Source organism: Halobacillus sp. ABD4_316, from assembly GCF_056161385.1.
In genome coordinates this window covers 417,865-442,883 of the sequence record NZ_JBSWZA010000003.1, presented here as the reverse complement: position 1 = coordinate 442,883, position 25,019 = coordinate 417,865, and the positions used below count along the sequence as shown (strand labels likewise).

The 25,019-nt window shown below is 48.0% G+C and carries 18 protein-coding genes; 14 read left to right on the top strand and 4 right to left on the bottom strand.

The window, feature by feature from the left end; all coding sequences use genetic code 11:
* Positions 1-28: 28 nt before the first annotated feature.
* Positions 29-4,222: a cation-translocating P-type ATPase gene (locus tag ACXAJH_RS14625; protein WP_474994368.1), complete on the bottom strand. Its 4,194-nt coding sequence runs from the start codon at positions 4,220-4,222 to the stop codon at positions 29-31.
* 158 nt (positions 4,223-4,380) lie between these two features.
* Here ACXAJH_RS14625 and ACXAJH_RS14620 point away from each other — a divergent pair, with 158 nt between their 5' ends.
* From ACXAJH_RS14620 to ACXAJH_RS14595, 6 genes are all read left to right on the top strand, one after another.
* Complete coding sequence (locus ACXAJH_RS14620) at positions 4,381-4,839, top strand: hypothetical protein (RefSeq protein ID WP_474972108.1); 459 nt, start codon at positions 4,381-4,383, stop codon at positions 4,837-4,839.
* Between the two features lie 123 nt (positions 4,840-4,962).
* Complete coding sequence (locus tag ACXAJH_RS14615) at positions 4,963-5,613, top strand: SDR family oxidoreductase (protein ID WP_474967320.1); 651 nt, start codon at positions 4,963-4,965, stop codon at positions 5,611-5,613.
* Between the two features lie 245 nt (positions 5,614-5,858).
* On the top strand, positions 5,859-7,763 hold the full coding sequence (locus tag ACXAJH_RS14610; protein ID WP_474967321.1) for an LTA synthase family protein: 1,905 nt from the start codon (positions 5,859-5,861) through the stop codon (positions 7,761-7,763).
* 171 nt (positions 7,764-7,934) lie between these two features.
* The gene (locus tag ACXAJH_RS14605; protein ID WP_474994367.1) at positions 7,935-9,554 is read left to right on the top strand and encodes an FAD-dependent monooxygenase; all 1,620 of its coding nucleotides are present in this window, start codon (positions 7,935-7,937) and stop codon (positions 9,552-9,554) included.
* A gap of 234 nt (positions 9,555-9,788) precedes the next feature.
* Positions 9,789-12,035, top strand: coding sequence for a YhgE/Pip domain-containing protein (locus ACXAJH_RS14600; protein WP_474994366.1), 2,247 nt, complete (start codon positions 9,789-9,791; stop codon positions 12,033-12,035).
* Between the two features lie 18 nt (positions 12,036-12,053).
* Positions 12,054-12,407 carry a hypothetical protein gene (locus tag ACXAJH_RS14595; protein ID WP_474967324.1) on the top strand — a complete coding sequence of 118 codons (354 nt, stop codon included), beginning with the start codon at positions 12,054-12,056 and terminating at the stop codon, positions 12,405-12,407.
* Between the two features lie 13 nt (positions 12,408-12,420).
* Here the strand turns inward: ACXAJH_RS14595 and ACXAJH_RS14590 are convergent, their stop codons facing one another.
* The gene (locus tag ACXAJH_RS14590) at positions 12,421-12,642 is read right to left on the bottom strand and encodes a hypothetical protein (protein WP_474994364.1); all 222 of its coding nucleotides are present in this window, start codon (positions 12,640-12,642) and stop codon (positions 12,421-12,423) included.
* A gap of 262 nt (positions 12,643-12,904) precedes the next feature.
* Positions 12,905-13,471 carry a TetR/AcrR family transcriptional regulator gene (locus tag ACXAJH_RS14585; protein WP_027955635.1) on the bottom strand — a complete coding sequence of 189 codons (567 nt, stop codon included), beginning with the start codon at positions 13,469-13,471 and terminating at the stop codon, positions 12,905-12,907.
* Positions 13,472-13,743: 272 nt separating this feature from the next.
* Here ACXAJH_RS14585 and ACXAJH_RS14580 point away from each other — a divergent pair, with 272 nt between their 5' ends.
* The 3 genes from ACXAJH_RS14580 to ACXAJH_RS14570 all read left to right on the top strand — a co-directional run bounded on the left by ACXAJH_RS14580 (position 13,744) and on the right by ACXAJH_RS14570 (position 18,619).
* Positions 13,744-15,684 (top strand): efflux RND transporter permease subunit, encoded by a 1,941-nt coding sequence (locus ACXAJH_RS14580; protein WP_474994480.1) that lies wholly within the window; start codon positions 13,744-13,746, stop codon positions 15,682-15,684.
* 2 nt (positions 15,685-15,686) lie between these two features.
* The gene (locus ACXAJH_RS14575; protein WP_474994362.1) at positions 15,687-17,483 is read left to right on the top strand and encodes an AAA family ATPase; all 1,797 of its coding nucleotides are present in this window, start codon (positions 15,687-15,689) and stop codon (positions 17,481-17,483) included.
* A 203-nt stretch (positions 17,484-17,686) separates the two neighbouring features.
* Complete coding sequence (locus ACXAJH_RS14570; protein WP_474967327.1) at positions 17,687-18,619, top strand: ribose-phosphate diphosphokinase; 933 nt, start codon at positions 17,687-17,689, stop codon at positions 18,617-18,619.
* Positions 18,620-19,141: 522 nt separating this feature from the next.
* Here the strand turns inward: ACXAJH_RS14570 and ACXAJH_RS14565 are convergent.
* The gene (locus tag ACXAJH_RS14565; protein WP_474967328.1) at positions 19,142-20,029 is read right to left on the bottom strand and encodes a fructose bisphosphate aldolase; all 888 of its coding nucleotides are present in this window, start codon (positions 20,027-20,029) and stop codon (positions 19,142-19,144) included.
* Positions 20,030-20,444: 415 nt separating this feature from the next.
* On the opposite strand from ACXAJH_RS14565, the gene ACXAJH_RS14560 reads away from it, so the two are divergent.
* From ACXAJH_RS14560 to ACXAJH_RS14540, 5 genes are read left to right on the top strand one after another with little or no spacing between them, the layout of a single operon-like run.
* Positions 20,445-21,398, top strand: coding sequence for an ABC transporter permease (locus ACXAJH_RS14560; protein ID WP_474967329.1), 954 nt, complete (start codon positions 20,445-20,447; stop codon positions 21,396-21,398).
* Positions 21,388-22,338: an iron chelate uptake ABC transporter family permease subunit gene (locus ACXAJH_RS14555; protein ID WP_474967330.1), complete on the top strand. Its 951-nt coding sequence runs from the start codon at positions 21,388-21,390 to the stop codon at positions 22,336-22,338. The genes ACXAJH_RS14560 and ACXAJH_RS14555 overlap by 11 nt, the downstream gene beginning before the upstream one ends.
* Positions 22,332-23,090: an iron ABC transporter ATP-binding protein gene (locus tag ACXAJH_RS14550; protein WP_474967331.1), complete on the top strand. Its 759-nt coding sequence runs from the start codon at positions 22,332-22,334 to the stop codon at positions 23,088-23,090. Before ACXAJH_RS14555 ends, ACXAJH_RS14550 begins: the two co-directional genes overlap by 7 nt.
* Before the next feature lie 22 nt (positions 23,091-23,112).
* Positions 23,113-24,075, top strand: coding sequence for a siderophore ABC transporter substrate-binding protein (locus tag ACXAJH_RS14545; protein ID WP_474972102.1), 963 nt, complete (start codon positions 23,113-23,115; stop codon positions 24,073-24,075).
* Between the two features lie 26 nt (positions 24,076-24,101).
* A complete protein-coding gene (locus ACXAJH_RS14540) occupies positions 24,102-24,923 on the top strand; it encodes a MerR family transcriptional regulator (protein WP_474967333.1) in 822 nt (273 codons plus the stop codon).
* Positions 24,924-25,019: the final 96 nt, after the last annotated feature.

Below are 25,019 nucleotides of genomic sequence, written 5' to 3'. Positions count from 1 at the left end.
CCCCTGGGTGTCAGCTTTATACAGGGGATTATCCGGCAAAGGCCTGTACTGCGGCTTTTCGTGCTGGGCTGGAGCCGGGGGCACGATGGAATAAGGCATACACAGGTCCCGCAGCTAGCGCGGACCCGCAGGCCGCTGCAAGGACGAGCGCCCAGCTGTTGAAGGATAAGGGGGCTGTATGGAACATCCCGGCAAGCGGTGGAACATAAATAGCTGCCAGAAGGGCCAGTGTGGACCCTCCGATAGCTCCGAGCAGGAACTTATCCTGTTTCCAGTTGATGGATCGTTCTTTTGCGTGCTGTTTACTCCAAGTGAACGTCTGGATGAGCTGTCCGGCTACAAGCGTAGCAAAAGCGGTCGTCTGTGCCTGCACGAGAGAAGCGCCAGCTCCCAGGTTTATTCCAAACAGGGCAAGGGTTCCGGCTCCAAGGAGGATGCCGCGGGTGATCACCTGGGTGTATAACGGCTTATCGGCAATCCGCTCCCGGTAAGGCTCCTCTTTCTGCTCTCCTGGATTAATGGCGAATACCATAGCCGGAAGCGCATCGGTCAATAGATTCATCAATAGGATTTGAATCGGTACAATCGGAAGCGGCATACCCGCCAGAACAGCGGTGGATGTGACTAAGATTTCTGCAATGTTCCCGGATAATAAACAACCGAGGGCCCTGCGGATGTTGCCGATGATGGAACGGCCTTCTTTCACGGCATCAAGAATCGTCTGGAAACCATCTTCTGTGAGGACGATATCGGCCGATTCTTTCGTGACAGCCGTGCCTGTCTGTCCCATGGCAATGCCGACGTCTGCCTTCTTAATGGCAGGAGAGTCATTGACGCCGTCACCGGACATGGCAACGACGTGACCCAGTCGTTGATAAGCTGCGACAATGCGAAGCTTATGATCAGGGGTGACGCGTGCAAAAATGTGGACATCCCGTACTTTTTCCTCGAGTTCTTCCTCTGTCATCTGATCGATGTCTGTACCCGTTAAGACCTGTTCCGGTCCGCTGTTCAGACCGATCTGTCCTCCGATAGCTGCGGCGGTTTTTGGATGGTCTCCTGTGATCATGACCGTTTGTATACCCAGCCGTCTGCTTTCTTGGATGCTTTGCTGGATTTCCGGTTTCGGCGGATCCATCATGCCGACGATGCCGACAAAAATCAAATGGTTTTCCACTTCTTCTACCGTGTCGGATTCCGGTTCATCGGTAATGGGAGCATAAGCAAAGGCCAGGACACGCAGGGCTTGGTCGGCGAATCGGGTGTTCTTCTCCAGCCACTTCTTCTTGAAAGACGCCGTTATTTTTTTCTTTGTGCCATTCATTTGGTAATGCGTACAGCGGTCGAGAACTTTTTCCAGCGATCCTTTCGTCATCACATAGCATTGCTTGTCCTGAACAGATTCGCGGCAGACGACAGACATCATCCCTCTATGGGAATCGAACGGAATTTCATGGGTGCGGTGCCAGTGGGCAAAGCTGCCTTCCGTCAATCCGTACTTTCTTCCGAGCGTCAAAATGGCCGCTTCGGTCGGGTCGCCTTTGACTTTCCATTCTTCTTCATGCTGGTGAAGCTCTGTATTATGACAAAGCCAACCGATGCGGAGCAGGTCTTGGAAGTCCTGATTGTTTTCTGGACCGTGGATCGCTCCTGACGGATGATAGCCGGTGCCTTCAACTTTAAAGGAGGCAGAAGGTGTGGCGGCATTCGTCACAGTCATTTCGTTCTTCGTCAGCGTACCGGTTTTATCCGTGCAGATCACAGTAACGCGCCCCATCGCTTCGAGAGCATTCAGTTTACGTGTGACGGTTTTTTTCTTGGACAAGCGAAGGACGCCGGCACTTAAGGCTATCGTAATGGTAACAGGCAGTCCTTCCGGGATGGCTGAAGCAGCAAGGGCGACAGATGTAGTAAGCATCTGGCTGATGGTGCTCCCACGTAGAAGGCCCGTAATAAATACGAGTGATCCAGTAACGAGAGCGACTTTTAAAAACTTGCGGCTCACTTTGTCCACTTGCTGCTGGAGCATCGTTTTTTCATTCGGTTCCTCTGTCAATAATGTGACGAGGTGTCCCATTTCTGTGTGAAGGCCGGTACCAACGACAACGGCTTTCGCCCGGCCGCGGGTGACATCGGTTCCCATGAACAGCATATTGCTGCGGTCGTTGATGGACGTCTGCGCCTGAATCGTAAGGGTTGATTTGGCGACAGGGAGAGATTCTCCTGTGAGCGCCGATTCGTTCACCTCCAGGTTGTTGGCCTGCAGCAGCTTCAAATCAGCCGGCACTCGTTCGCCTGCATCGATTTCTACAATATCGCCCGGGACGAGAAGATCGGCCTCCAACTCTGTTCGGCGGCCGTTCCGTATAACTGTACAGGCCGGCGCCTGAAACTCACTCACACTATTGAGAAGGTTGGCTGCTTTCTGCTCCTGATAGGCGCCGATCCCTGCATTGGCCAGCAGAATAGCCCCCATGACGATGCCTTCAAACAGGGCCCCTTGGAAGGCGCTGATGACAGCTGTTCCTGCCAGAATCAGCGTGGTGAATTCCTTCAACTGATTGAAGTAGACCGTAATCCAATGTGGGCGGGCCTTTACCTGCCACTCATTCTTCCCATACTGTAACCGCTTCTTTTTGACTTGAAGGGAGGAAAGCCCTTCGGCAGGATGGGTCTTCAATTGCTCGACAATGTCCTCATTGGCAAGAGAATGCCAGTTGGAAAAGGACTGCTGTTGTTCAAGCGCAGCCGCCAGCTCCAGCTTCTGTTTTTCTGCAGGCTTTTGAACTGCCTTTGTGTTGTATTTCTGCTTTTCAATGGAGGAGAGAAAGAGCAGAAGCAGGGTATCTGCCATCAAATTAATGACAGGCGGGCTGTATCGTCCCATAAAGGCAAGGGCGGTTCCGGCAGCATTCCACGTACCGGAAATGCCGAGCTGCCATCGGTTTTTCCTGCGAAGTTTCAGAGCCGTTTGTAATGTTTCGGTTATCCCTGATAATTCACTGGAAGTGATAGAAGGATAGTGGCTGAAACTCGAAAGAGCACCAGCTTCCTCAACGACTAGAACATTTCTGGAATCAGCGGGCCACTCGCTCGTACCCTGAATGACCATCAAATGAGGGAACTGGTGGTGAATCAGTTCAGCAGTCTCCCCGGATCCTTCCACATGAATGTTGGTCTGTTCCGGGAGGGCAGCTAAAAAGGCCATCGCATCTTCTGTCAGCGACCGGTCATTTTCCATCAAGCGGTCAGGGTGGTTCAAGATAACGGTATCCAGTGCGGCGAGTTGGAACAACGAACCTTTATCGGGGAGCACGGCTCCGCTTTCCTTCGAATCAAGTTCGGCTTTTTTCCATGTGATTTCAGCAGCGACTCGTGCCGGCCGCGGGTTGGCAGCGAGCAGAATACCGATCGTAGACACCACATTTCTGGTCAGCAGGAGGTTGGCACCTGCAGCAAGGAATCCGAGGCGTCCTGTCTGTTTTGCATACGACTCTACTTCAGGCAGAACATAGGACCCTTCCAGATAACTGTCTGTATCAAAGGCTTTTTGGCGCTGCCAGTTTAAAGCTGTGAGAATCGTTAGTCCGGCGAGAACGACGACATTTTCCCGGATGAGGGCAAGAGCCAGGGAGGCGGTCCCCAGCAGCCAGTCGATCTTCCATTCCGGAAAACGCTTGTTCACCTGCTGAATCCCCCGTTTAAAGTAAGGGTAGCCGGTCATGATGGCTATGCCTGCCCCCATATAAAAAGGAAGAGGATGGGACGCCAGAGCGGATGGACCCCGGATCCAGCGTTTCAGGCTGAGCACGAGCAGACCTCCTGCGCTCACCAGCCAGGCGAAGGGCAGAGAGCGGAGGTGTTTTTTCATTTTCGGGATGAGAGAAAGGTCTGGAGATCCTGGACAGGACACGGCTGCGGCCGCCTCCTGAACCATTTCAGGGCTTTCACAGCATCTGTGCTTCTGCTTATAATACGCTTGCTCAAACTCGGCGATCAGCTTCGTCAACTGCTTCAACTGAATGCGCGTTTCTTCAAATAAAAGAAGGACGTTTCCTGTCGTCGTGCTGGCTTTTACTTTAGTGACGCCTGGGATCGACTGGAAAATCCGTTCGAATTTCTGCTGAATCTCTGGATTTCTTTCAAGGTCATACAATTCAAAGCGAAGCTTTCCGGAGGATGCGTGAAACGCTCGCGTCCGTAGCTCTAAACTTTCATACATGCCCATCTTCCTTTACTGCCGATTTGTAAAATTCCTGTTAAATAACATAGTCGTTATTGTAAACTTCACAGCGTTATTTATTCATGAACAGAAGGATCTTTGATGAATGAAAGCGGGCGGGGCTGGAAACAATGAAAAGATAGAAGGAGGGTATTGCCATGTGGAAAAAAGTATTGGGCTTGAATAATCCCCTCGGCTGGGTCGTAGCAGGGGCAACCGTGCTCGTTTTTTCGGAGGACGCAAGAAAAGGTACACGTAAGGCCGTCGTTAAAAGCGTTGGTGCCGCCATGTATTTGGGAGATCGGGTAAAAGGTTTTGCTGTCGGTAACGGATTCGGCATCCAGCACCTCCTTGAGGATGCCCGCAAGGAGAAACAGCAGATGCGTTTGTCGGACGGAGGACTGACCCATTCCGTGAAAGAAGGGGTAAGCCAGGCAGCGGATGCGACGATGGATACGTACTCCAAAACGAAAGAGAAAATTGGACAGCTTTTCGATCAGCCGCACGAGCAGACACAGCCGGCTTTCGCAGCGAATGTCATGAATGATGAAGCCATGCAGGCAAAGCTCAGTGAAATAGCTGAGGAATTCCATATGAAACCGCCGAATGATCAATAAAGGCGTGAAAAGCCGGCAGGGAAACCGGCTTTTTTTATGGGCTGGAGGGTTCCTACGTTTCTTTTTCTTGAAAAAGGGATACATATAAGGGAGATACTTATCGATGAAAGGATGGATTTTTCCATGAAGGTACTTGTCGTAGGAGCCAATGGTCAGGTAGGGAAACACCTTGTACAAAACATACAAAACCATGATGATATAGAAGCCGTAGCTATGATCCGTAAAGAGGAGCAGGCCTCCTATTTCAAAGATCTTGGCGCAGAAACCGTCATTGTTGATCTTGAGGATGAGACAGAAAAAATGGCGGAAGCCTTTGAAGGCGTGGATGCTGTCGTGTTTACGGCGGGGTCAGGTCCGAACACAGGACCGGATAAAACGGTAATGATCGACCTTGATGGAGCTGTGAAAACGATGGAGGCCGCCAAACAAAAAGGGGTCAGCCGCTATGTGATGGTCAGTTCCTTTGATACGACACGTGAGGCGATTCAGGGAGCCCCGGCGTCTTTCGCTCCGTATGTTATTGCGAAGCATTATGCCGATGACTGGCTCCGTCGTACGAACTTGAATTATACGATCGTCCATCCAGGTATTCTGACAAATGAAAATGGGACCGGTCAGGTAGAGGCAGCGGAGACCGTTGAACGGGGAGAGATTTCCCGGGAAGATGTTGCAGGTGTTCTGCTTTCGGTGCTTGAAAACGAATCAACGATTGGAAAAGAGTTTCAAGTCGTTGGTGGATCCACCTCCATCAAAGATGCTGTGAACAAACTCTAAGCTTTCGAACAGGGACAGCCTGCTGATTCAGCAGGTTGTTTTTTTATGTTTTCAGGTGCTGCTTCTTCTTTGATTACGTGGGTGTTACAGAATTAAAAGAACATAACAGATTATTTAAAACAAGGGGTTTTTCTTTAAAATATGTTATGATCAGTTTTGTCGTAGAAAAAAACGGCACCCATGATGCAGCGAATGTGCTGTCGGTATTTCAATTGATTTAGGTTTAATAAAACGGAGGTTATTTCATGATTTCTAAATGGAAAGCTAAATTGGAAGACCCCGCCAATAAGAAGAAAGTAATGATTTATGGAGCGGTGATGGCTGTCTTCTGGCTGAAGATGTATATCATCCAGAGCGGCATTTTCAACCTTGACGTTGAAAACTTCAATGAAGCCTTAATTCTGGCCTTCAACCCACTCAGCAGTATTTTTCTTCTATTTGGTGTAGGGATTCTGCTTGCCGGCCGTAAAGGTATGCTGGCCATGTATATTGTCGGATCGCTTTTATTATATTTTAACGTCTTATTTTACAGAGAATACTCTGATTTCTTGACCATTCCTATGCTTGGGCAGGCCGCAAACCTTGCCGGGCTCGGAGGGAGTATTACAGATATCCTTTCTTGGACAGACATTTTCTTGTTTGTCGATATTTTTGCAGCGGCCTTTCTTTTGTTCTATTTGAACGGGAAGCGCCTGACGTCTTTCCAGCCGAAGCGTAAAGAAGGTTTCATCCTTGCGGCGCTGGCCATCCCCTTGTTCATCGTGAATATCGGATGGGCGCAGACGGAACGTACTGAACTATTGCAGCGGGCCTTTGACCGCAATATGCTGGTGAAATATATCGGCGTTCTGAACTTCCACGCTTATGACGTCGTGCTTCAAGGACAGACCGAAGCGAAGAAAACGTTCGCAGACAGCAACGAACTCGTTCCGGTTCTCAATTATTTGAACGAAACGAAGTCCGGTGCAGGTGAAGAAATGGAAGGGGCAGCGGAAGGAAAGAACGTCATCCTACTTTCGCTTGAGAGTACGCAGACGTTTGTTGTGGATAACACATTGAACGGGGAAGAACTGACTCCTTATTTCAATGACTTGAAAGAAGAGGGAGCTTATTTCAGTAACTTCTACCATCAAGTGAAACAGGGACGTACGTCCGATTCTGAGTTTCTGCTCGATAACTCTCTCTATGGACTGAACCGTGGAGCAGCTTTCTTTACCCATTCAGGTAATGAGTATGAGGCCACTCCGGAAGTTCTTGATCAGGAAGGCTATACGTCATCAGTCATGCACGCTAATGATGCGACTTTCTGGAACCGGAACGTCATGTACGATTCTCTCGGGTATGATCGTTTCTATTCGAAGAAAGACTATGATGTAACGGAAGAGAAGTCCCACAGCTGGGGTTACTTGGATGAATATTTCTTTGAAGATTCCTTAGCGAAAATGGAAGAGATGGAAGAGCCGTTCTACAACAAGATGATCACGCTCACCAACCACCATCCCTTTACTCTTCCAGAAGATAAACAGCTGATTGAAAAAGGAGAAACATCCAGTCAGACGCTGAACAACTACTTCCAGACGATCCGATACCAGGATGAGGCATTGAAGCAGTTTGTGGAGGAATTCAAGCAGTCAGACCTCTATGACGACACGGTACTCGTCATATACGGGGACCACTTCGGGATTTCTGAAAACCACCAGCAGGCGATGGGGGAATATCTCGATAAAGATATTAACGATTACGAGCAGTTCCAACTTCAGCGAGTGCCGCTTCTAATGATTGGAGAAGGCATTGAAGGTAAGGAATATGACACCGTAGGCGGACAGATTGACCTGCGTCCGACCTTGATGAATATGCTCGGTGTAGAAGATGACAACCCGATCCAGTTCGGTCAGGACCTGTTCAACGAGGACCGTCAGGAGCTGATGGTCACACGTGACGGAAACTTCGCCAACGAAGAATATGTCGGCGTCAACGGCACCTGCTATGACCGGGAAACGGGTGAAGAGGTCGAAGACGCGGCCTGCGGAGAAGGCTTTGAACAGGCAGAAGAAGAACTGGCCTTGTCTGATTCCGTTGTATACGGAGACCTGCTTCGTTATCTGGATGAAACAGAGATGATTGAAGAAGAAGAGACGACTGATCAATAAAAATAGAGAAAAAAGAGTCTGCATATAGGTGCGGGCTCTTTTTTTTAGTGCTGTGTTTTTCTTGATGGTCCCTTTACGAATATGCCTCAATACGCTTGAAGCTCTGCCAGAAGGGTATCGTACAATAGGTTGCGTTATACAAAAGTACGTAAAAGGAAGGGGCACAGAATCATGTCTTCCGTTATTGAAACAGAAGTGATCGTCATCGGTGCGGGTCCTACCGGTTTGATGGCGGCCAATGAACTGAAAAAACAGGGCATCGACTTCATCTGTCTGGAGAAACGCGAGGCACCATCCGATCTCTCCAAGGCACTCGGCATTCAAGCGCGGACGATGGAAATGTTCGAGCTTCTTGGTGTGCACAAGGAATTTCTCGAAAAAGGTTATCCAGGCCCCGGGGCTAAGCTTCATCTTGGTGGAGAGAATGCCTCCGTTGTGGAACTGTACCATATTGAAAGCCGTTATCCTTACCTCTTAATCCTCCCTCAGAGTGAAACAGAAAAAATCCTGGAAAACCATCTCGCCTCGCTCGGTGGTACAGTCGAACGGGAGCACGAGGTGATGGATGTTCATCAGGATGAAACAGGCGTATACGTCAAGGCTTCCTGTAACGGGAAAGTGAAGGAATATAAAGCGGACTATTTAATTGCAGCAGATGGCGCACACAGTAAAGTCCGTGAGGCGCTGCATATCGATTTTGAAGGCGAAGATGAAGGGTACACCTTTTTCCTTGGTGATGTCGATGTTCCCGGTCTTGAGGAAATTTTTATTCATATGCACTTGAATGACCGCGGGGCAGTCGCCTTCTTTCCATACAAAGACGGCAGTTACCGGGTGGTCGGTTTTGACCGCGCCAGGCAGGGGCTTCCTCACAAAGATGAGTTGACGATGGAAGAACTGCAGGATAGCGTCAATACGGTTCTGAAATATTCCTACCGCCTTGAAAACCCGACATGGCTTTCCTATTTTGGTACTGCTCACCGTCAGGTCCCCGATTATCGGAAAAACCGGGTGTTTTTTGTTGGAGATGCGGCTCATATCCACAACCCGTTCGGAGGCCAGGGAATGAATCTAGGCCTGCAGGACGCTTCCAATCTGGGTTGGAAGCTGGCTTCAGTATTGAAAGGCTATGCTGCAGATTCGTTCCTGGATAGTTATCAGGATGAACGCTTTCCTATTGGGAAGGATGTTTTGAAAGAAACGTCCCGGATGTTGAAAATCGTAAATCTTGAGGGAACTCAGGGAAAAGTCCGCAACTGGGCTGGAAAAGCAGCGCTGACTCAGGACTGGGTGCAGCAGAAAATCGCCAATCATCTATCCAATATCCATAACGAATATGAAAAGGTGAAACGGAATAAAGAGCTGAAGGATTCCACCCTGCCGCGTAAAGCGATCCAAGCCGGCCATCGTGTACCTGATCATCTTTTGTTTTTCGATGGGGCGAAGGATGAGAGGCTGTATCCGTTCATCTGCGAATATGGATTTGTCTGTCTGATCTATATTGATGCCCAGCATCAGGATGTCATAGATTATGCCTACACATTTGCGCAAAAAGTGAATGACCAGTTCCAAGGGCTGATGAAGATATTCCTTGTGGCTAAAGGTGGGACTGTCCATACGGATGGTGATGATTTACCGATCATTTATGATGTCCACCGGCACATGGAACGGAAGCTCGGCATGGAAAAAGGAAGTGCGTTTTTGATCCGGCCCGATGGCCATGTCGCCTTTCATGACACATCGATGGATGAAGAGAGGACGCTTGAGAAACTGCACCAGCTTTTTCAATAAACGAGAGAGGAAACCCGCTTCTATTAGAAGCGGGTTTCCTCTCGTGGAATCACCTTTTCATAATGAACGAAAATTCATTTTTGTCCTCTGCTGTGTGGATTGGTGAGGCTTACATGGAGCTGCCACCCTTTTCACTTTTGAAACATTCCTATATAATTTCTTCTCGTAGATAAAACTAACGTAAACTCATGTACTCCCATTCAAAACCATGACGAACGTATAGGAGCATCTGAAATGAAGAACATATGGAAAATATTCAGCAGAGACTGGAAAAACACGGCAACGAACTGGGTAGCGTTAATCCTGATTCTTGGACTCGCTGTCCTCCCTTCCCTGTATGCCTGGTTCAATATTAAAGCATCGTGGGACCCTTACAGTCAGACGGACCAGCTGCCTGTGGCCGTAGTCAATGAAGACCAAGGGGCTGTTGTCCGGGATAAGGATATCGATGTCGGTCAGGAATTGGTGGATAACTTAAAGGATGAAGACAGTTTCGACTGGCAGTTTACCGATCGTGATGAGGCCATGGATAAGCTGGAATACGGGGATTACTATGCTGTCATTGTCATCCCGGATACCTTTTCTGAACACTTAGGAACAGTCGTTGAAGGAAATCCGGAAAAGTCGGAAGTTCAATACTATGTAAACGAAAAGATTAATGCCATCGCTCCCAAGATCACTGAAAAAGGAGCCACGGTGCTGGTCGATCAAATTACCAGTCAGTTCATCTCGGAAGTGAACGGTACCGTTGCTGATCTGTTCAACGATCTCGGACTTGAACTGGAAAACGATCTGCCGGATATCAAGCGCTTTGAAGAATATATTTTCAAGCTGGAAGAGAATCTGCCAGAAATTTATCAATTGATTTCCGATGCGTATGATGATTCCCAGAATGCTTCCTCCATCATCAACGATGTGCAGGGGTTAATTCCGCAGGCTGAGCAGGCGGCAGGGGATGGATTAAACACAATTGATGAAACGACGGCGTTTATTGATGATGCCGAGCAGCGGTTGAACGAACTCTCTCCGCAGGTAAAGGAAGATTTGAACGCAGCCCAACAGACGGCTGAGGACGTGAACGCCTTCTTGAAGGATGTCCAGTCGGTCGATGTCAATGTGGAATCGATTGGTGAAATCCGTAGTCAAATCAATGATCAGACAAGTCAGTCCTTGGAAGAAATTGCGGCGGTCGAGCAGCTTCTCCAACAAGTGAAGGAACAGCAGCAAGCCAATCAAGGGAATGAAGAAAATCAGGAAGACAATGGGGAAGAGAGCAGTGAAGAAAATAGTGAAGAAAGCACGCCGCAGCCACCCCCGCAGATTCCTGAGGAAACCATTGATCAGGCGATTGCTGATGTCCAGGCGATAGAAGAAGCGCTCACGTCCATCCAGGAGGACAGCAGTCAGATTGGTGATCGATTGTCAGAAGCCCAGCAGAACATCGATCAAACCCTTGCCTCCCTTGAAGAAAAGTCAGGGGAAACGGCGGATCAGATTGATGCGTTCTTGCAAGAATACAACGAAAACATTGAGCCGCAGGTCCTGTCCGAAATCGACAAAACTCAAAGCACGCTGGCGGACGCCCGATCCATTTTGATGGATGTCCAATCGACCGTTCCTGAAGTCGAGCGGATTTTGAACAGTACGGAAGGCAATATTGCAGAAGGTCAGGATATCCTGGAATATATGATGAACGAATATCCGTACGTCAATCAAAAAGTGAATGAAATGGCGGAGCGGATACGTGAGATCCAGGGAGAAACAGATATCAATGAAATCATCGATCTTCTGAAAAATGACCCGGCCGCAGAGGAAAACTTTTTTGAAGAACCGGTCACCTTAAGTAAGAACGCCATGTTCCCGATTGAAAACTATGGAACAGGTATGACGCCTTTCTATACGGTCCTGTCCCTGTGGGTCGGTGCACTGCTTCTGGTGTCGTTACTGTCTACGGACCCGGTCAACCTCCAGGAATACCGGAGCTATGAGCAGTACTTCGGGAAACTTGCGACGTTTGTAAGTATCGGCTTCCTGCAGACACTTGTCGTCACGCTCGGAAACGTATTCCTTCTTGATATCGGTGTGGCTGAAGTTGTTCCATTTGTCTTGTTCGGTCTGCTGATCAGCTTTGTCTTTATGACGGTTGTCTTTACTCTTGTATCTGTTCTGGGGGACGTCGGAAAAGCCGGAGCGATTGTCATGCTCGTCCTGCAGATTGCCGGGTCGGGAGGAACGTATCCTGTTGCGCTTCTTCCGGAGTTTTTCCAGACGATTCATCCATTCCTTCCGTTTTCCTACGCCATCGATCTGATGCGGGAAGCCGTCGGAGGTATTGTGCCGGAACGAGTGGAAACAGACTTGGTGTTTCTCAGTTTATTCGGCGGGGTATTTCTGTTAATCGGCGTCTTCCTGAAAGGACCGCTGCATAAGCGGACAAGACAGGTGAAGGCTAAATCCAGGGAATCCGGACTGTTCCATTAACACAAAAGGAGAGATTGTATGAAACTTGTAGATATCTACCGAGTGAAAACATATGTGATTCCTGAGTATGTCGATAGTGTCATTCAAAGTGTGTTGAATGTGGATGATCTGCAGGTCGGTCAGTATAAGAATGTGATGTGGCAGACGAAAGATGGGATGGAGCAGTTTGTTCCCTCCGGCACAGCAGTCCCTGCAGAAGGGAAAAAAGGAGAAAAAGAACGGGTGACCTCGTTTCGAATTGAATTTTCCATACCGAGAGATGAAGATCTGCTCACCAAAGTGATTGAGCAGGGCATTTACGCCGCTCACCCATGGGATGAGCCGGTCGTGCAGGTAACGGAAGAACGAGAAGCCAGAAAACACGAATCATGATTGAAAAAGCCGCTTACGTCATCAGACGTAAGCGGCTTTCCGTTTGTAAACAAGTCCAGTGTTTTTCTAGTACCTGCACCGTTGCTGGGTAGAGGGTAATCTTTTTTATCTTCTTATAATCAGCTGTCATCAGCGTTTGTTTCGGACCATTGTCATTTCCACGCGAACGACAATTACGCCGTAAGTGCAGCTCTTTTGAATCTGCGAAGCTAAGCTCAAATTGTCCTTCTCTCATAAGATACCCATTTTCCTTCGTATGTGCTGTACTTTTGGCGCGAGGAGCGTGCGGTGGTGACGCCTGCGGGAAAAGCGCGAGCCGAAGATCCACTTGGGCAGGTGGTTTTCCTGCCCAAGTTAGCTGAGGCCGTGCCCGCGGCAAGCATCCACCGATAAGCGGAACGTGACCACTACCCGGACAAACAGACAACTCTACTGGATGACATGTATGATTTCTACAGCGTGAAAGCCGCTCACGTTATGGAACGTAAGCGGCTTTTTTAATCGAAATGGGAAAGGCCATGGAGGATGAAATGATTGACCATAACCGCCATTTCCTCGGGCGGCTGGTCCATGTCGTTCTGGATCCAGTCTTTAATCACGTGGATGACGCCGCTGATGACAAACGTACTGACGTACTCAGATTCCTGTTTGGAAATAACTTTATCAGACGTTAAGTTATCCAGCATGAACCCTCTGGTCAGGTTCATCATCCGTTTTTCGAAGGATGGCGCCGCTTCCCCCTTCAGCAGAGTCTGAAAGATCAGCTTATTTTCAAGCACGTACGAGAGAATCTTCTCCGTCATCTGAATCGATTCTTCTTCAAGCTCATGATCATATTGACTGAGATAGGTGTTCATATCCGCTGTAATTTCCTCTTCAATCCGCCCGAGCAGGTCATACTGATCGGAATAGTGGGTGTAGAACGTGGAACGATTGATGTCTGCCCGCGCACAGATCTCTTTTACGGTAATGTCAGCGATGGGCTTCTCATTCAGCAGGTGGATCAGACTTTCCTTCAGTACATGGCGGGTATACTTTTTGCGGCGGTCCATTTTTTCACTCATAGCGGGGCTCCTTTTTTTACATTTTTATGACAATCCAACATTTGCGTACCGGTATGTTGGATAAATGACGAAAATTACAAAACTGTTTGTTGAATATCCAACACGGTGTCAATAAAATAGTATAGTGTACGAATGGGAGATGCAAGAGAGGGTGACGTTTTATCGGATGGACAGCACGAATCATAAAGCATAAAAAGAGTATTGTTCTTATCTTTGTCATACTTACGCTGTTAAGTGCGGCGGCTCAGTTCGCCGTGTCCGTCAACTACAATATGATTGACTACCTGCCGGATGACGCCCCTTCGATTGAAGCGGTGGACATCATGGAGCAGGAATTCGATGAACCGGTGGAAAACGCCCGGGTCATGATTGAAGGTGTTTCGATCACTGAAGCACTCAGCTATAAACAGCAGCTGGAGGACGTGGATGGGGTCGGAAGTGTCACATGGCTCGATGATATCATCGATGTGAAAGTACCGTTGGAGATGGCTTCTGCGGATACAGTTGAATCCTATTACCAGGATGAAAAAGCGCTCTATTCCCTTCACATTGAAGAAGGGGAAGAAGTCGCAGCCACAGATTCAATTTATGAATTGATTGGAGAAGAAAACGCGGTGGCTGGTGAAGCCGTCAACACAGCTGTGTCTCAGAAAATGACAGGCAGCGAGTCGATGTATGCAGCCGCACTGCTCGTTCCGATCATCATTTTGATTTTAATTTTATCAACGACATCATGGATGGAACCGGTCTTCTTCTTGGTGGCCATAGGTGTATCTGTCCTGATTAATTTAGGCACGAACATTTTCATTGGAGAAATATCCTTTGTCACGCAGTCGGTCGCTCCGATTTTACAGCTGGCCGTTTCGCTTGACTATGCGATATTCCTTCTCCACAGCTTTTCGGATTACCGCAGGGAAGTCGAAGATCCGAAGGAAGCGATGCAGCTGGCGATGAAGCGTTCTTTTCCGGCGATTGTCGCAAGTGCTTCCACAACTTTCTTTGGGTTTACCGCTTTAACCTTTATGGACTTTGGTATCGGGGCCGATCTCGGATTGAACCTGCTGAAAGGGATTCTTCTCAGCTTTATCAGTGTCATGGTCTTCCTGCCGGCGCTGACGATGATGTTTTATCACTGGATTGATAAAACCAAGCACCGTCCGTTTGTTCCTGATTTCAAAGGGATCGGCCGTCACGTCATGAAGCTGCGGCTGCCGAGCTTTATCCTGTTGTTAATCATCATTGTGCCTGCTTTTCTGGCTCAAAATGAAACGAGCTTTATTTACGGAACAGGAGAGCAGCCGGAAAACACAAGGGCCGGCCAGGATGTAGCCGCCATCCAGGATTCTTTTGGCAAAAACATCCCGATGGTTCTCCTCGTACCTGAAGGAGACCGGGCGAAAGAGGAAGAATTGGTGCAGGATCTGGAGCAGCTTACAGATGTCTCCAGCGTTGTTTCCTATGTCAACATCGTCAGTCCCGCGATTCCGCCTGAATACTTGGAAAAATCGGTGACCGAGACGTTTTATTCAGAACACTACGCTAGAATTACGCTGTATACGGAGACCGATGCGGAGGGGGAAAGAGCCTTTTCCCTTATTGAAGAAGTGAGGGAAACTGCAGATGGGTACTATGATGAGACACACCTGCTGGGGGAAAGCGTCACGTTGTATGATATGAAAAATATTGTGCAGAAGGATAATACCCTTGTGAACTGGCTGACAATCGCTGCGGTTGCGGCGGTATTGATTCTGACGTTCCGGTCGGTTTCCATCCCGGTGGTCCTGCTCATTACGATTCAGGCCTCGGTATGGGTGAACCTCGCTTTTCCATATTTCATGGATACGCCGCTCGTCTACGTGGGGTATCTATTGATCAGCACGATTCAATTGGCAGCAACCGTCGACTATGCCATTTTATTTACGGAGAATTACAATCATCTCCGTAAAGATATGTCAGCTCTTGAGGCGATTAAGAAAACGATTGATGATAAGGTCTTCGCTATTTTTGTATCGGCTTCGATTTTGTCCAGTGTCGGCTTTATTTTATGGATGACCTCCACGAACCCCATTGTTTCGTCGATTGGTCTGCTGCTGGGGAGAGGAGCGCTGCTTGCGTTTCTGATGGTCGTCCTCGTCCTGCCTGCACTGCTTGTGATTTTGGACCGTGTGATTGAAAAAACGACATGGAAAGCAAACTTTTATAAGGGGAAATGATAATGATAGGGAAACGTTCATCTCTGCTGATCATGGCTTTTCTTCTTGCCGTGCCAGCCGCTCCTGCTTCTGCTGAAGAAGATGGAAAAGCGGAGGAAGGCCGTTACTCTGAAAAGCGTGAAGTCGTCTATGCCACCTTGAATGCAGACGGCAGCCAGAAGGACATGTATGTGGTCAATAACTTTGATATCGAAGAGCCGGGAACGATTGTTGATTTCGGCCCCTACTCAAGCGTAGAAAACTTAACGAATACGAATGAAGTCACACAGAGAAATTCGCGGATTGAAGTGAAAGCCGGAGAAGAGGAGTTTTATTACCAGGGAAATCTTGAAGATCAAAATCTTCCTTGGAATATCAACTTCTCCTATAAGCTGGACGGAGAAGAAATCAATCCGGAGGAACTCCTTGGAAAAGATGGACAACTGGAAATCGGTATCGAGACGTCAGAAAAGGAAGGGGCCGATCCTGTCTTTTTCAACAACTATACCCTGCAGATTACGGTTCCTCTAGATGCAGAAATCTTCGAGAATATTGAGGCACCTGAGGGGACGGTTGCCAGTTCCGGGAAAGACAGACAGGTCACGTTCACAGTTCTTCCTGAGAAAGAAGAAAGCTACAAGGTGACAGCTGATGCAGAGAATATTGAAATGGACAGCATTGAAATTGCTGCGGTTCCTGCCTCCATATCTATGGAAGAGCCTGATATTGATGGCGTCAAGAATGATATGAGTTCACTCGCGGATGCGACAGCCGCCATCCATGATGGAGCTTCCGGACTAGCCGACGGGATCGCTGAACTGAATAACGGAACAGCTCAGGTTTATAGTGGTTCAGAACAGTATCTGAACGGCATCCAGGAGTTGCACAGTGGTTCGGGTTCTCTGGTCGAAGGATCCGCATCGATCAAAAGTGCGCTTGCGGAAATGAGCCGTCTGGCTTCACAGGGACCTGGAGAATTGAACCTTGGGGACCTGTCGCAGATGCAGACGAACTTGAGAGAGCTCTCTTCCGGTCTTCAGAAAGCGGAAGACGGCCTTGAGGATTTGAGAAGCCAATATACCAATGCCCACGATCAACTGGATGAGGCGATGGCTTCCATTCCCGGGTATGAAGTGACCGAGGAGGATATCCAGGCGCTTCGTGAGTCAGGAGTCGATCAGGAAGTGGTCGATCATCTGATTGAAACGTATCACGCAGCCCAGGAGGCTAAGGTGGTTTACGGAGATGCAGAAGGCGCATTTGATGCAGCCGGGCCTGCCCTTGATCAGGCAGTGGCTTCATTGAGTGAGATCAACGGCCAGCTCGCAGCGGCGGCTGATACAATTGAAACAAATCTCGGCAGTGTGAATGTGGATGAATCCATCAAGGAGCTGCAGCAGGGGATTCAGAATTTCTCCTCGCAGTATAATGACTTTCATGCCGGACTTGTCGAGTATACGGACGGCGTGGGACAGCTGGCCGGTTCGTACGAGGAAGTGCATTCCGGGATCGGCGGGCTGACAAGCGGGACAGCCGGCTTGGAATCCGGTGCTTCTGATCTTCAGAACGGAACGGCAGAACTCGCTGCCTCTACCAGCGATCTGCCGGACGAAATGCAGTCGGAAATCGATCAATTGATGAGCGAGTATGACTATTCCGATTTCGAACCGGTGTCCTTTGTTTCCGAAGAAAATGAGAACGTTGAATCGGTTCAGTTCGTTATAAAAACAGAAAGTATCAAAAAAGCAGAACAGGAAGAAGAGCAGGAGGAGCAGGACGAGAAAAGTCTCTGGGACCGCTTTTTGGATTTGTTCCGCTAGATGAAAAAGCCTTCTCCCTTTCATGCGGGAGAAGGCTTTTTTTGTATGAAGTTAATTAGTTTCGAAACTCGAAATGGTATAGTATACTCTTTATTGGAATAACACAGTGATGTAAACTCAAAATAAAAATGGTGTAAATGTTTATCAAGATGAAAAGTAAAACATAGGCTCCATTTGAATTCTTACGTACGGGAGAGATCAAGATGAGCATGAAGCTGTTTACGCTTAACTCCAACGAACCGTTGGCAGAGGAAATCTCAGAGATATTGGATGTTCCTTTAGGAGAGAGTTCTGTAGTGAGGTTCAGTGACGGTGAAATTCAAATTACGATCGAAGAAAGTGTCCGTGGAGACGACATTTACTTGATTCAATCGACGGCTCAGCCGGTCAATGAACATTTAATGGAGCTTTTGATTATGGTGGATGCTTTGAAGAGAGCTTCCGCCAAGACCATTAACGTGGTCATTCCTTATTATGGGTATGCCCGTCAGGATCGGAAAGCACGTCCGCGTGAACCGATCACGGCTAAATTGATTGCCAACCTGTTGGAAAAAGCAGGCGTATCAAGAGTCGTCGCTCTTGATCTGCATGCGCCGCAGATTCAGGGATTCTTCAATATCCCGGTCGATCAGCTGCTCGGCATTCCGATTATTGCTCAGTATTACAAGGAGAAAAACATCGAGGATGTTGTCGTGGTAGCTCCTGATACAAGCGGTCTGCGCCGGGCGCGCCGCATGGCAGATATTCTGGATGCGCCTATAGCATTTGTGGATAGACGCCGCCCCGAACCGCACATGGAGGAAGATTTGAATGTGGTCGGTAATATTGAAGGAAAGAACGTCATTATCGTGGATGATATGATTGATACTGCCGGAACGATCGATCAAGCGGCTGCTGCACTCCTCGAGAATGGAGCCAATGAAATTTATGCGTGCGGCACCCATGCCGTGTTGTCCGATCCTTCCGTGAAGATCATCGAGGATTCACCGGTCAAGGAATTGGTCGTGACGAATTCTGTTTATCTTCCTGAGGAAAAGCGGATTGATAAGATCGTATCGCTATCTGTTGCCCCGTTGTTTGCAGATGCGTTGACACGTGTACAGAAAGAGCAGTCCGTCAGTGTCCTGTTCGATTAATAAGGAAAACCCCCGCTTTTCAAAAGCGGGGGTTTTCTACTTACAGAGCACGTGTTTTTCACCTCTTACCTCTTCGCCTGAATCGTGTGGGGGCCACGGTCCGCTTATCGGTGGGTGCTTGCCGCGGGCACGGCCTCAGCTAACTTGGTCAACAAAACCACTTGACCAAGTGGATCTTCGGCTCGTGCTGTTCCCGCAGGCGTCACCACCGAACGCTTCCCGTGTCCACACCCTGTCATGGTTGAAAAGGTGGCTGGTTTGCTAAAGAGAGCATCATTTTTTGACACTTCACTTATAGGATCGTCTGGATGAAGGAGAGTCTTTTCCGGCACCGGAGGGAGCACAAACCATTTCACTCCTGCGGAAAAACGGGCGGTCAAGACCCCGGAGGCCGGTTTTCCCGAGGAGGCTTGGACGTTCGTCCCCGGAAAGGGAATGGTTTGTGCTCCTGAAGGCTGGTGAATAAATGGTTTCTCTACACAAAGAAAACCTCCGCTTGAATCAGCGGAGGTTTTTGTCTGTTTATTTATTTACGGAAGCGTCATAAATGGAGCTTACGGAATGATTCAGGGACTGGTCGAATTCTTCCTGCGACTGGTCGACATGAAGATCGCCGACAAGGGCTCTGGAGAAGCTTGCGATCAGACCTTCATTATCCTTCAGTTTTTCGTTGGCTTCTTCACGGGAGTATCCACCGGAAAGAGCGACAACGCGGACGACACGTGGATGGTTGATGATTTCCTGATAAGCATTCGGCTTCGTAGGAATCGTCAGTTTCAGCATCACGTTTTGATCTTCATGCAGCTGATTGAGCTGATTGAGGATCTCACCGCGCAGGATATCCTCACATTTCTCTTTTTCCTCACTGTTGATGTCGACTTCCGGCTCTATGATTGGGACGAGACCGGCTGCAAGGATTTCTTTAGCGACTTCAAACTGTTGGTCTACAACAGCTTTGATGCCATCGTAATTCGCTTCATGAATGACAGAACGCATTTTCGTACCAAAGATGTTTCGTTCGTTGGCACGGCGCAGCATATCATCCAGATCAGGGATCGGCTTCATCATCTGTACGCCGTTTTCCTGTTCGGCAAGTCCCTTGTCAACTTTAAGAAAAGGGACGATACCTTTGGAAGAAAGGTAGTCTGCTGTAAATTTCCCTTCCACTTCGCGGTCCATCGTCTGTTCAAACAAGATGGCGCCAAGGATTTGCTCAGCATTGAAGGAAGGGGAGGTGAGAATTCTCGTTCTCATCTCATGGACCTGGTTGAACATTTCCTCCTCATTGGCATAAGCGTCTTCGTGTACGCCGTATGCGGCAAGTGCCTTAGGTGTGCTGCCTCCGCTCTGGTCGAGTGCAGCAATAAAACCTTCTTCGTTTTTCATTCGTTCAAAATGACGGGTGTTCATGATATCCGCTCCTTTTACGAAATTTAAAAACTCCATGGATCCTTTTCCCTCTCTCACCTATTCTTTAACATCCAACAAACTCCTTCTATAATTTTTAGTTTTCCCCATTTTTCAACAGGGGGAGGAAGATACTCTTCCATATCGGTTCAAATATGAGGAACGAGGAGAAGCGTCCATACTCCGCTTTAGAGCGCAGTTTTTGTTGACCCTCCAGTTACTGGAGGGTTTAGCATGGAAAGAAGAATGAGAGGACCCGTGTAGAAATTGATCGAAAATTATGTTGATAATGATAATCGTTATCATTATAATGGGGTGTATAAGGAAGGAAAGAAAGAGGGGAGGTCCAGCCTTTTTAATTGAGAATGATTATCTTTGTCGTGTTGGAGATTGAAGCATTCCATTAAGAAGTACGTGTATGAGAGTTTTATACTTAGCCATAACTTTAATCGTTTTATCCATAGCATCTATTTTCATCGGCGTATCGGAGCTCTCTGTGATGGATATTGGCGGGTTGACCTCCCAGCAGCAGGAAATTCTGCTTGTCAGCCGGATCCCGAGACTGCTTAGTATTCTGATCGCCGGGATGAGCATGAGTGTCATCGGCTTTATTATGCAGCAGCTGAGCCGGAATAAATTCGTGTCGCCGACAACGGCAGGGACAATGGACTCTGCAAGACTCGGCATTCTTGCGGCACTCATTCTTTTCCCGACAGCTAGTATGCTGATGAAGGTTTCCATCGCTTTTGTGTTTGCTCTGGCCGGGACGTTTCTATTCATGAAGATTCTCGACCGGATCAAATTCAAAGATACGATTTTCATCCCGCTTGTTGGTCTGATGTTCGGGAATATCGTTGGATCTCTGACGACGTTCATCGCCTACCGTTTTGATATGATCCAGAGCATCGGCTCCTGGCTGCAGGGAGATTTCTCGATGATATTAAAAGGAAGGTACGAGCTGTTGTATTTGAGTATTCCGGCTTTGATTCTGGCTTACTTCTATGCCAACCGTTTTACCATCGCCGGGATGGGAAAGGATTTTGCGAGCAACCTGGGCCTTCAGTACAAACAAATTGTAAACATCGGTCTTGTCATTGTCGCGTTCGTTTCGTCCATTGTACTGTTGACGGTCGGTTCTCTGCCGTTCCTCGGCTTGATCATTCCGAACATCGTATCGATTTACCAAGGGGACCATCTGCAGAAGAACCTGCTCCATACAGCTCTTCTGGGCGCCCTGTTTGTGCTCGTATGTGACATGCTCGGCCGGGTGTTGATCTTCCCTTATGAAATATCCATTGGTTTGACGGTCGGCGTTCTTGGAAGCGGCATCTTCCTGTTTCTGCTGTTAAGGAGGAATGCTTATGCTTCTTAAAAGAAAAATGCTCCTGCTCGGTCTGCTGGCCACCGCGTTTTCGGTTCTCTTTTTGTTCTGGGATATCGGAACAGCTTTTGGTTATGTGTTTCCGCGCAGGCTGATGAAAGTCGCCGCTATTGTTTTGACAGGAAGCTGTATCGCTTTCTCTACGGTCATTTTTCAAACGATCACGAACAACCGGATTTTGACGCCGAGCTTAATCGGACTCGATTCTCTGTACATGCTGATCCAGACGGCCATCGTATTTGTTTTCGGAGGTCAGCAGCTGGCGATGATGGAGAATCGCTTCCACTTTGTATTGTCTGTAGGTTTAATGGTGCTGTTCGCTCTGCTTCTGTTCAGGCTTGTATTCAGAATGGAGCAGCGCAATATTTATTTCCTTCTGTTGATTGGAATTATATGCGGGACCTTTTTCAGCAGCATCTCTTCCTTCATGCAGATGCTGATTGACCCGAATGAATTTTCGATTGTTCAGGATTCCATGTTTGCCAGTTTTAACAATGTCAATGATGACCTGCTTGGTATTTCCGTCATCATTATAATCCTGGCCGGGGTTTATGCGTTTCCGATGTTGAAATATTTGAATGTCATGGCCCTCGGACAGGATCAGGCCGTGAACCTCGGGATTCCTTATAACAAAATTGTCCGGCGCTGGCTGATCATTATTGCTGTCCTTGTTTCTGTATCGACAGCATTGGTGGGTCCGATTACATTCCTCGGACTGCTCGTCGCCAACGTCGCTCATCAGTTGTTTCAAACCTACCGCCACAGCTATTTGATTATTGGAGCCGTTTTGATCAGCATCATCACACTTGCAGGTGGACAGTTTATCGTCGAGCATCTGTTCACATTCTCAATTCCAATCAGTGTCATCGTAAACTTTGTCGGCGGTGTTTACTTTCTTTACTTATTGTTGAAGGAGAATCGTTCATGGTAGAAGTGAAACACGTATCAAAAACGTATGGTTCGAAAAAAGTCATAGAAAATTTGTCCGTGGACATTCAGCCCGGAAAGATCACATCATTCATAGGATCGAATGGGGCGGGGAAAAGCACCCTGCTTTCCATGCTCAGCCGGCTGATTTCCAAGGATGAGGGCCAGGTGCTTCTGCACGGCCGGGACATTCATTCAATTAAACCGAACGATCTGGCTAAAGAGCTTTCCATCCTGAAACAGTCCAATCATATAGATCTGAGAATCCAGGTCCGTGATTTGATCAGTTTTGGACGCTTCCCTTACTCACAGGGGCGTTTAACAAAAGAGGACTGGGAGGAAATCAACAAAGCCATTCATTACATGGAGCTTGAGGAGATCCAGGAGCGTTATATCGATGAATTGAGTGGTGGTCAGCTCCAGCGTGCTTACATTGCCATGATTATTGCGCAGGATACGGACTACGTCATGCTCGATGAGCCTTTGAACAACCTGGATATGAAGCATTCCGTACAAATTATGAAATCATTGAGGAAAATGGTTGAGGAAATGGGGAAAACGGTGGTCATCGTGATTCACGACATCAACTTTGCCTCGTGCTATTCCGACCGGATTGTTGCCTTGAAGGATGGGGAGATTGCCCGGGAAGGCCCGACGGAGGAAATGATCAACAGTGAGATGCTGAAGGAAGTCTACGACATGGATATTCCTGTGCAGCTCATTAACGGTGAACGAATTTGTCTACATTTTAAATAAAAGAAAAAAGGATGAGTCGATGATGAAAAAAGTATGGTTGTTTGGTTTGTTTATTGCTGCTGTTATGTTTTTGGCGGCCTGTTCTTCTCAAGGAGAAGGGAACAGTGCGGAAGCTGAGACAAATAATGAATCTGAAGAAACGAAAGAGACTTTTACTATTGAACATGAACTAGGTACAACAGAAGTGCCGGAAAATCCTGAGAAAGTAGCTGTTTTCAACTATGGTACACTATCTGCGCTGGATCAGCTTGGAGTTGAAGCGTCAGGTGTGGCAAAATCAAGTAACATCCCTTCGTACCTTTCCAAGTATGAAGGAGAAGACTATACGAATCTCGGGAGTTTGAAAGAGCCGGATTTTGAAACGATTTATGAAATGCAGCCGGATCTGATCATTATTGCCGGACGTCAGGGTGAAGCTTACGAGGAACTGAAGGACATTGCTCCAACGTTGTATTTATCGGCTGATCCTGCTGATTTTATGGCATCCTATAAAGAAGGTATGGAAACACTGGGGCAGATTTTCGATAAAGAAGATGAAGTGCAGACCAAGCTTGATGAACTAGATGAAACGGTCGCTGCTATGAAAGAAACAGCAGAAAGCAATGGACAGGATGGTCTTGTTGTTCTGTCCAACGGTGGGAAAGTGAGTGCTTATGGACCGGGATCACGCTTCGGCATGCTTCATGATGTGTTTGGTGTACAGCCAACGGCCGATGATATCGAATCTTCAACGCACGGCATGGATATTTCTTTTGAGTATATTGCTGAAAAAGATCCCTCCTACCTGTTCGTTGTCGACCGCGACCAAGTGGTAAATGGAGAGTCCGCCGCTGCTGAAACGTTGAACAACGATTTGGTAAACGGTACGACGGCAGCTCAAAATGACCAGATTGTTTACCTGGATCCTGAACTGTGGTATCTATCCAGTGGACTTCCTCCGATCGACCTTATGGCTGATGAAGTGAAACGTGCTCTGGAGGAATAAACAACAGGTAGAAGCGAGGGGGAAAGATGAAGAGAACGTTTACGATCGGCCAAATGGCCAAACTGAATAACATTCCGGTCAAAACCCTTCGTTATTATGATGATATCGGCTTGTTCGTCCCCTATGAAGTGGATCCGCAGACAGGGTACCGGTATTATGCGATCGAACAGTTCAAGAAGTTGGACATGATCACTTTTTTGAAAAATATGGGTGTGCCGCTCCGGGAAATCAAAAGAAAAGTCGAGCACAGTACAGTCGATGAATTCATGGAAGTGCTGGCGGAGTACAAACAGAAAAACGAAGATCTCATTGAAGATCTGACCCGTATGAACCGCCTGCTGCATCAAAAAATATCGGAACTCGAATCCTCCAAGGATCATCGGATCAGAAATCAGACGAATATAGACTTCTTTCCGGAACGTTCGATCATTGAAGTGCGGGGACACTTTGGCAAGCTGGATGATGTGGAAGAAGTTCTCCGTGCGTTGAAAAAACAGGTGAGTGCCAAATCCCCGATCATGGTCGGGACGGTCGGGATGGTTGTCGAACAGGCGGAGGTTTTCAAAACGGAGGCCGTTGATTACAGGGCTGTTTTCATTACCGTGGATGAAAAACAGGAAGAATCGCATGATAAGCGGAAGATTCTCGAAGAGGGCTTCTATGCGACAACTTATGTGAAAGCGCAGGAAAGCCGCAGCCCTGCCGTTTACCAGAACATTCTGGAGAACATAACGAACGCGGGTTGGCAGACCGATGGTCCGTTTTTCGTCCGTACCATCGTAGAATCGTTCATTTCCCATAAAGAAGAAGAGCATACGCGGGAAATTCAAATCAAAGTGAAACAGTAAAAGACTGTCAGGGGATTCCCGGCAGTCTTTTTTTTGTGTTTGACCCTCCAGTGGGTGGACCCCGTACAATAGCCGGGTATGCATAAAGGAGGAACG

Coding starts and splice junctions, on each gene's coding strand:
- ACXAJH_RS14625 (WP_474994368.1), bottom strand. CDS start 4,222: ATGTATGAAAGTTTAGAGCTACGGACGCGAGCGTTTCACGCATCCTCC.
- ACXAJH_RS14620 (WP_474972108.1), top strand. CDS start 4,381: ATGTGGAAAAAAGTATTGGGCTTGAATAATCCCCTCGGCTGGGTCGTA.
- ACXAJH_RS14615 (WP_474967320.1), top strand. CDS start 4,963: ATGAAGGTACTTGTCGTAGGAGCCAATGGTCAGGTAGGGAAACACCTT.
- ACXAJH_RS14610 (WP_474967321.1), top strand. CDS start 5,859: ATGATTTCTAAATGGAAAGCTAAATTGGAAGACCCCGCCAATAAGAAG.
- ACXAJH_RS14605 (WP_474994367.1), top strand. CDS start 7,935: ATGTCTTCCGTTATTGAAACAGAAGTGATCGTCATCGGTGCGGGTCCT.
- ACXAJH_RS14600 (WP_474994366.1), top strand. CDS start 9,789: ATGAAGAACATATGGAAAATATTCAGCAGAGACTGGAAAAACACGGCA.
- ACXAJH_RS14595 (WP_474967324.1), top strand. CDS start 12,054: ATGAAACTTGTAGATATCTACCGAGTGAAAACATATGTGATTCCTGAG.
- ACXAJH_RS14590 (WP_474994364.1), bottom strand. CDS start 12,642: ATGAGAGAAGGACAATTTGAGCTTAGCTTCGCAGATTCAAAAGAGCTG.
- ACXAJH_RS14585 (WP_027955635.1), bottom strand. CDS start 13,471: ATGAGTGAAAAAATGGACCGCCGCAAAAAGTATACCCGCCATGTACTG.
- ACXAJH_RS14580 (WP_474994480.1), top strand. CDS start 13,744: ATGATTGACTACCTGCCGGATGACGCCCCTTCGATTGAAGCGGTGGAC.
- ACXAJH_RS14575 (WP_474994362.1), top strand. CDS start 15,687: ATGATAGGGAAACGTTCATCTCTGCTGATCATGGCTTTTCTTCTTGCC.
- ACXAJH_RS14570 (WP_474967327.1), top strand. CDS start 17,687: ATGAGCATGAAGCTGTTTACGCTTAACTCCAACGAACCGTTGGCAGAG.
- ACXAJH_RS14565 (WP_474967328.1), bottom strand. CDS start 20,029: ATGAACACCCGTCATTTTGAACGAATGAAAAACGAAGAAGGTTTTATT.
- ACXAJH_RS14560 (WP_474967329.1), top strand. CDS start 20,445: ATGAGAGTTTTATACTTAGCCATAACTTTAATCGTTTTATCCATAGCA.
- ACXAJH_RS14555 (WP_474967330.1), top strand. CDS start 21,388: ATGCTTCTTAAAAGAAAAATGCTCCTGCTCGGTCTGCTGGCCACCGCG.
- ACXAJH_RS14550 (WP_474967331.1), top strand. CDS start 22,332: ATGGTAGAAGTGAAACACGTATCAAAAACGTATGGTTCGAAAAAAGTC.
- ACXAJH_RS14545 (WP_474972102.1), top strand. CDS start 23,113: ATGAAAAAAGTATGGTTGTTTGGTTTGTTTATTGCTGCTGTTATGTTT.
- ACXAJH_RS14540 (WP_474967333.1), top strand. CDS start 24,102: ATGAAGAGAACGTTTACGATCGGCCAAATGGCCAAACTGAATAACATT.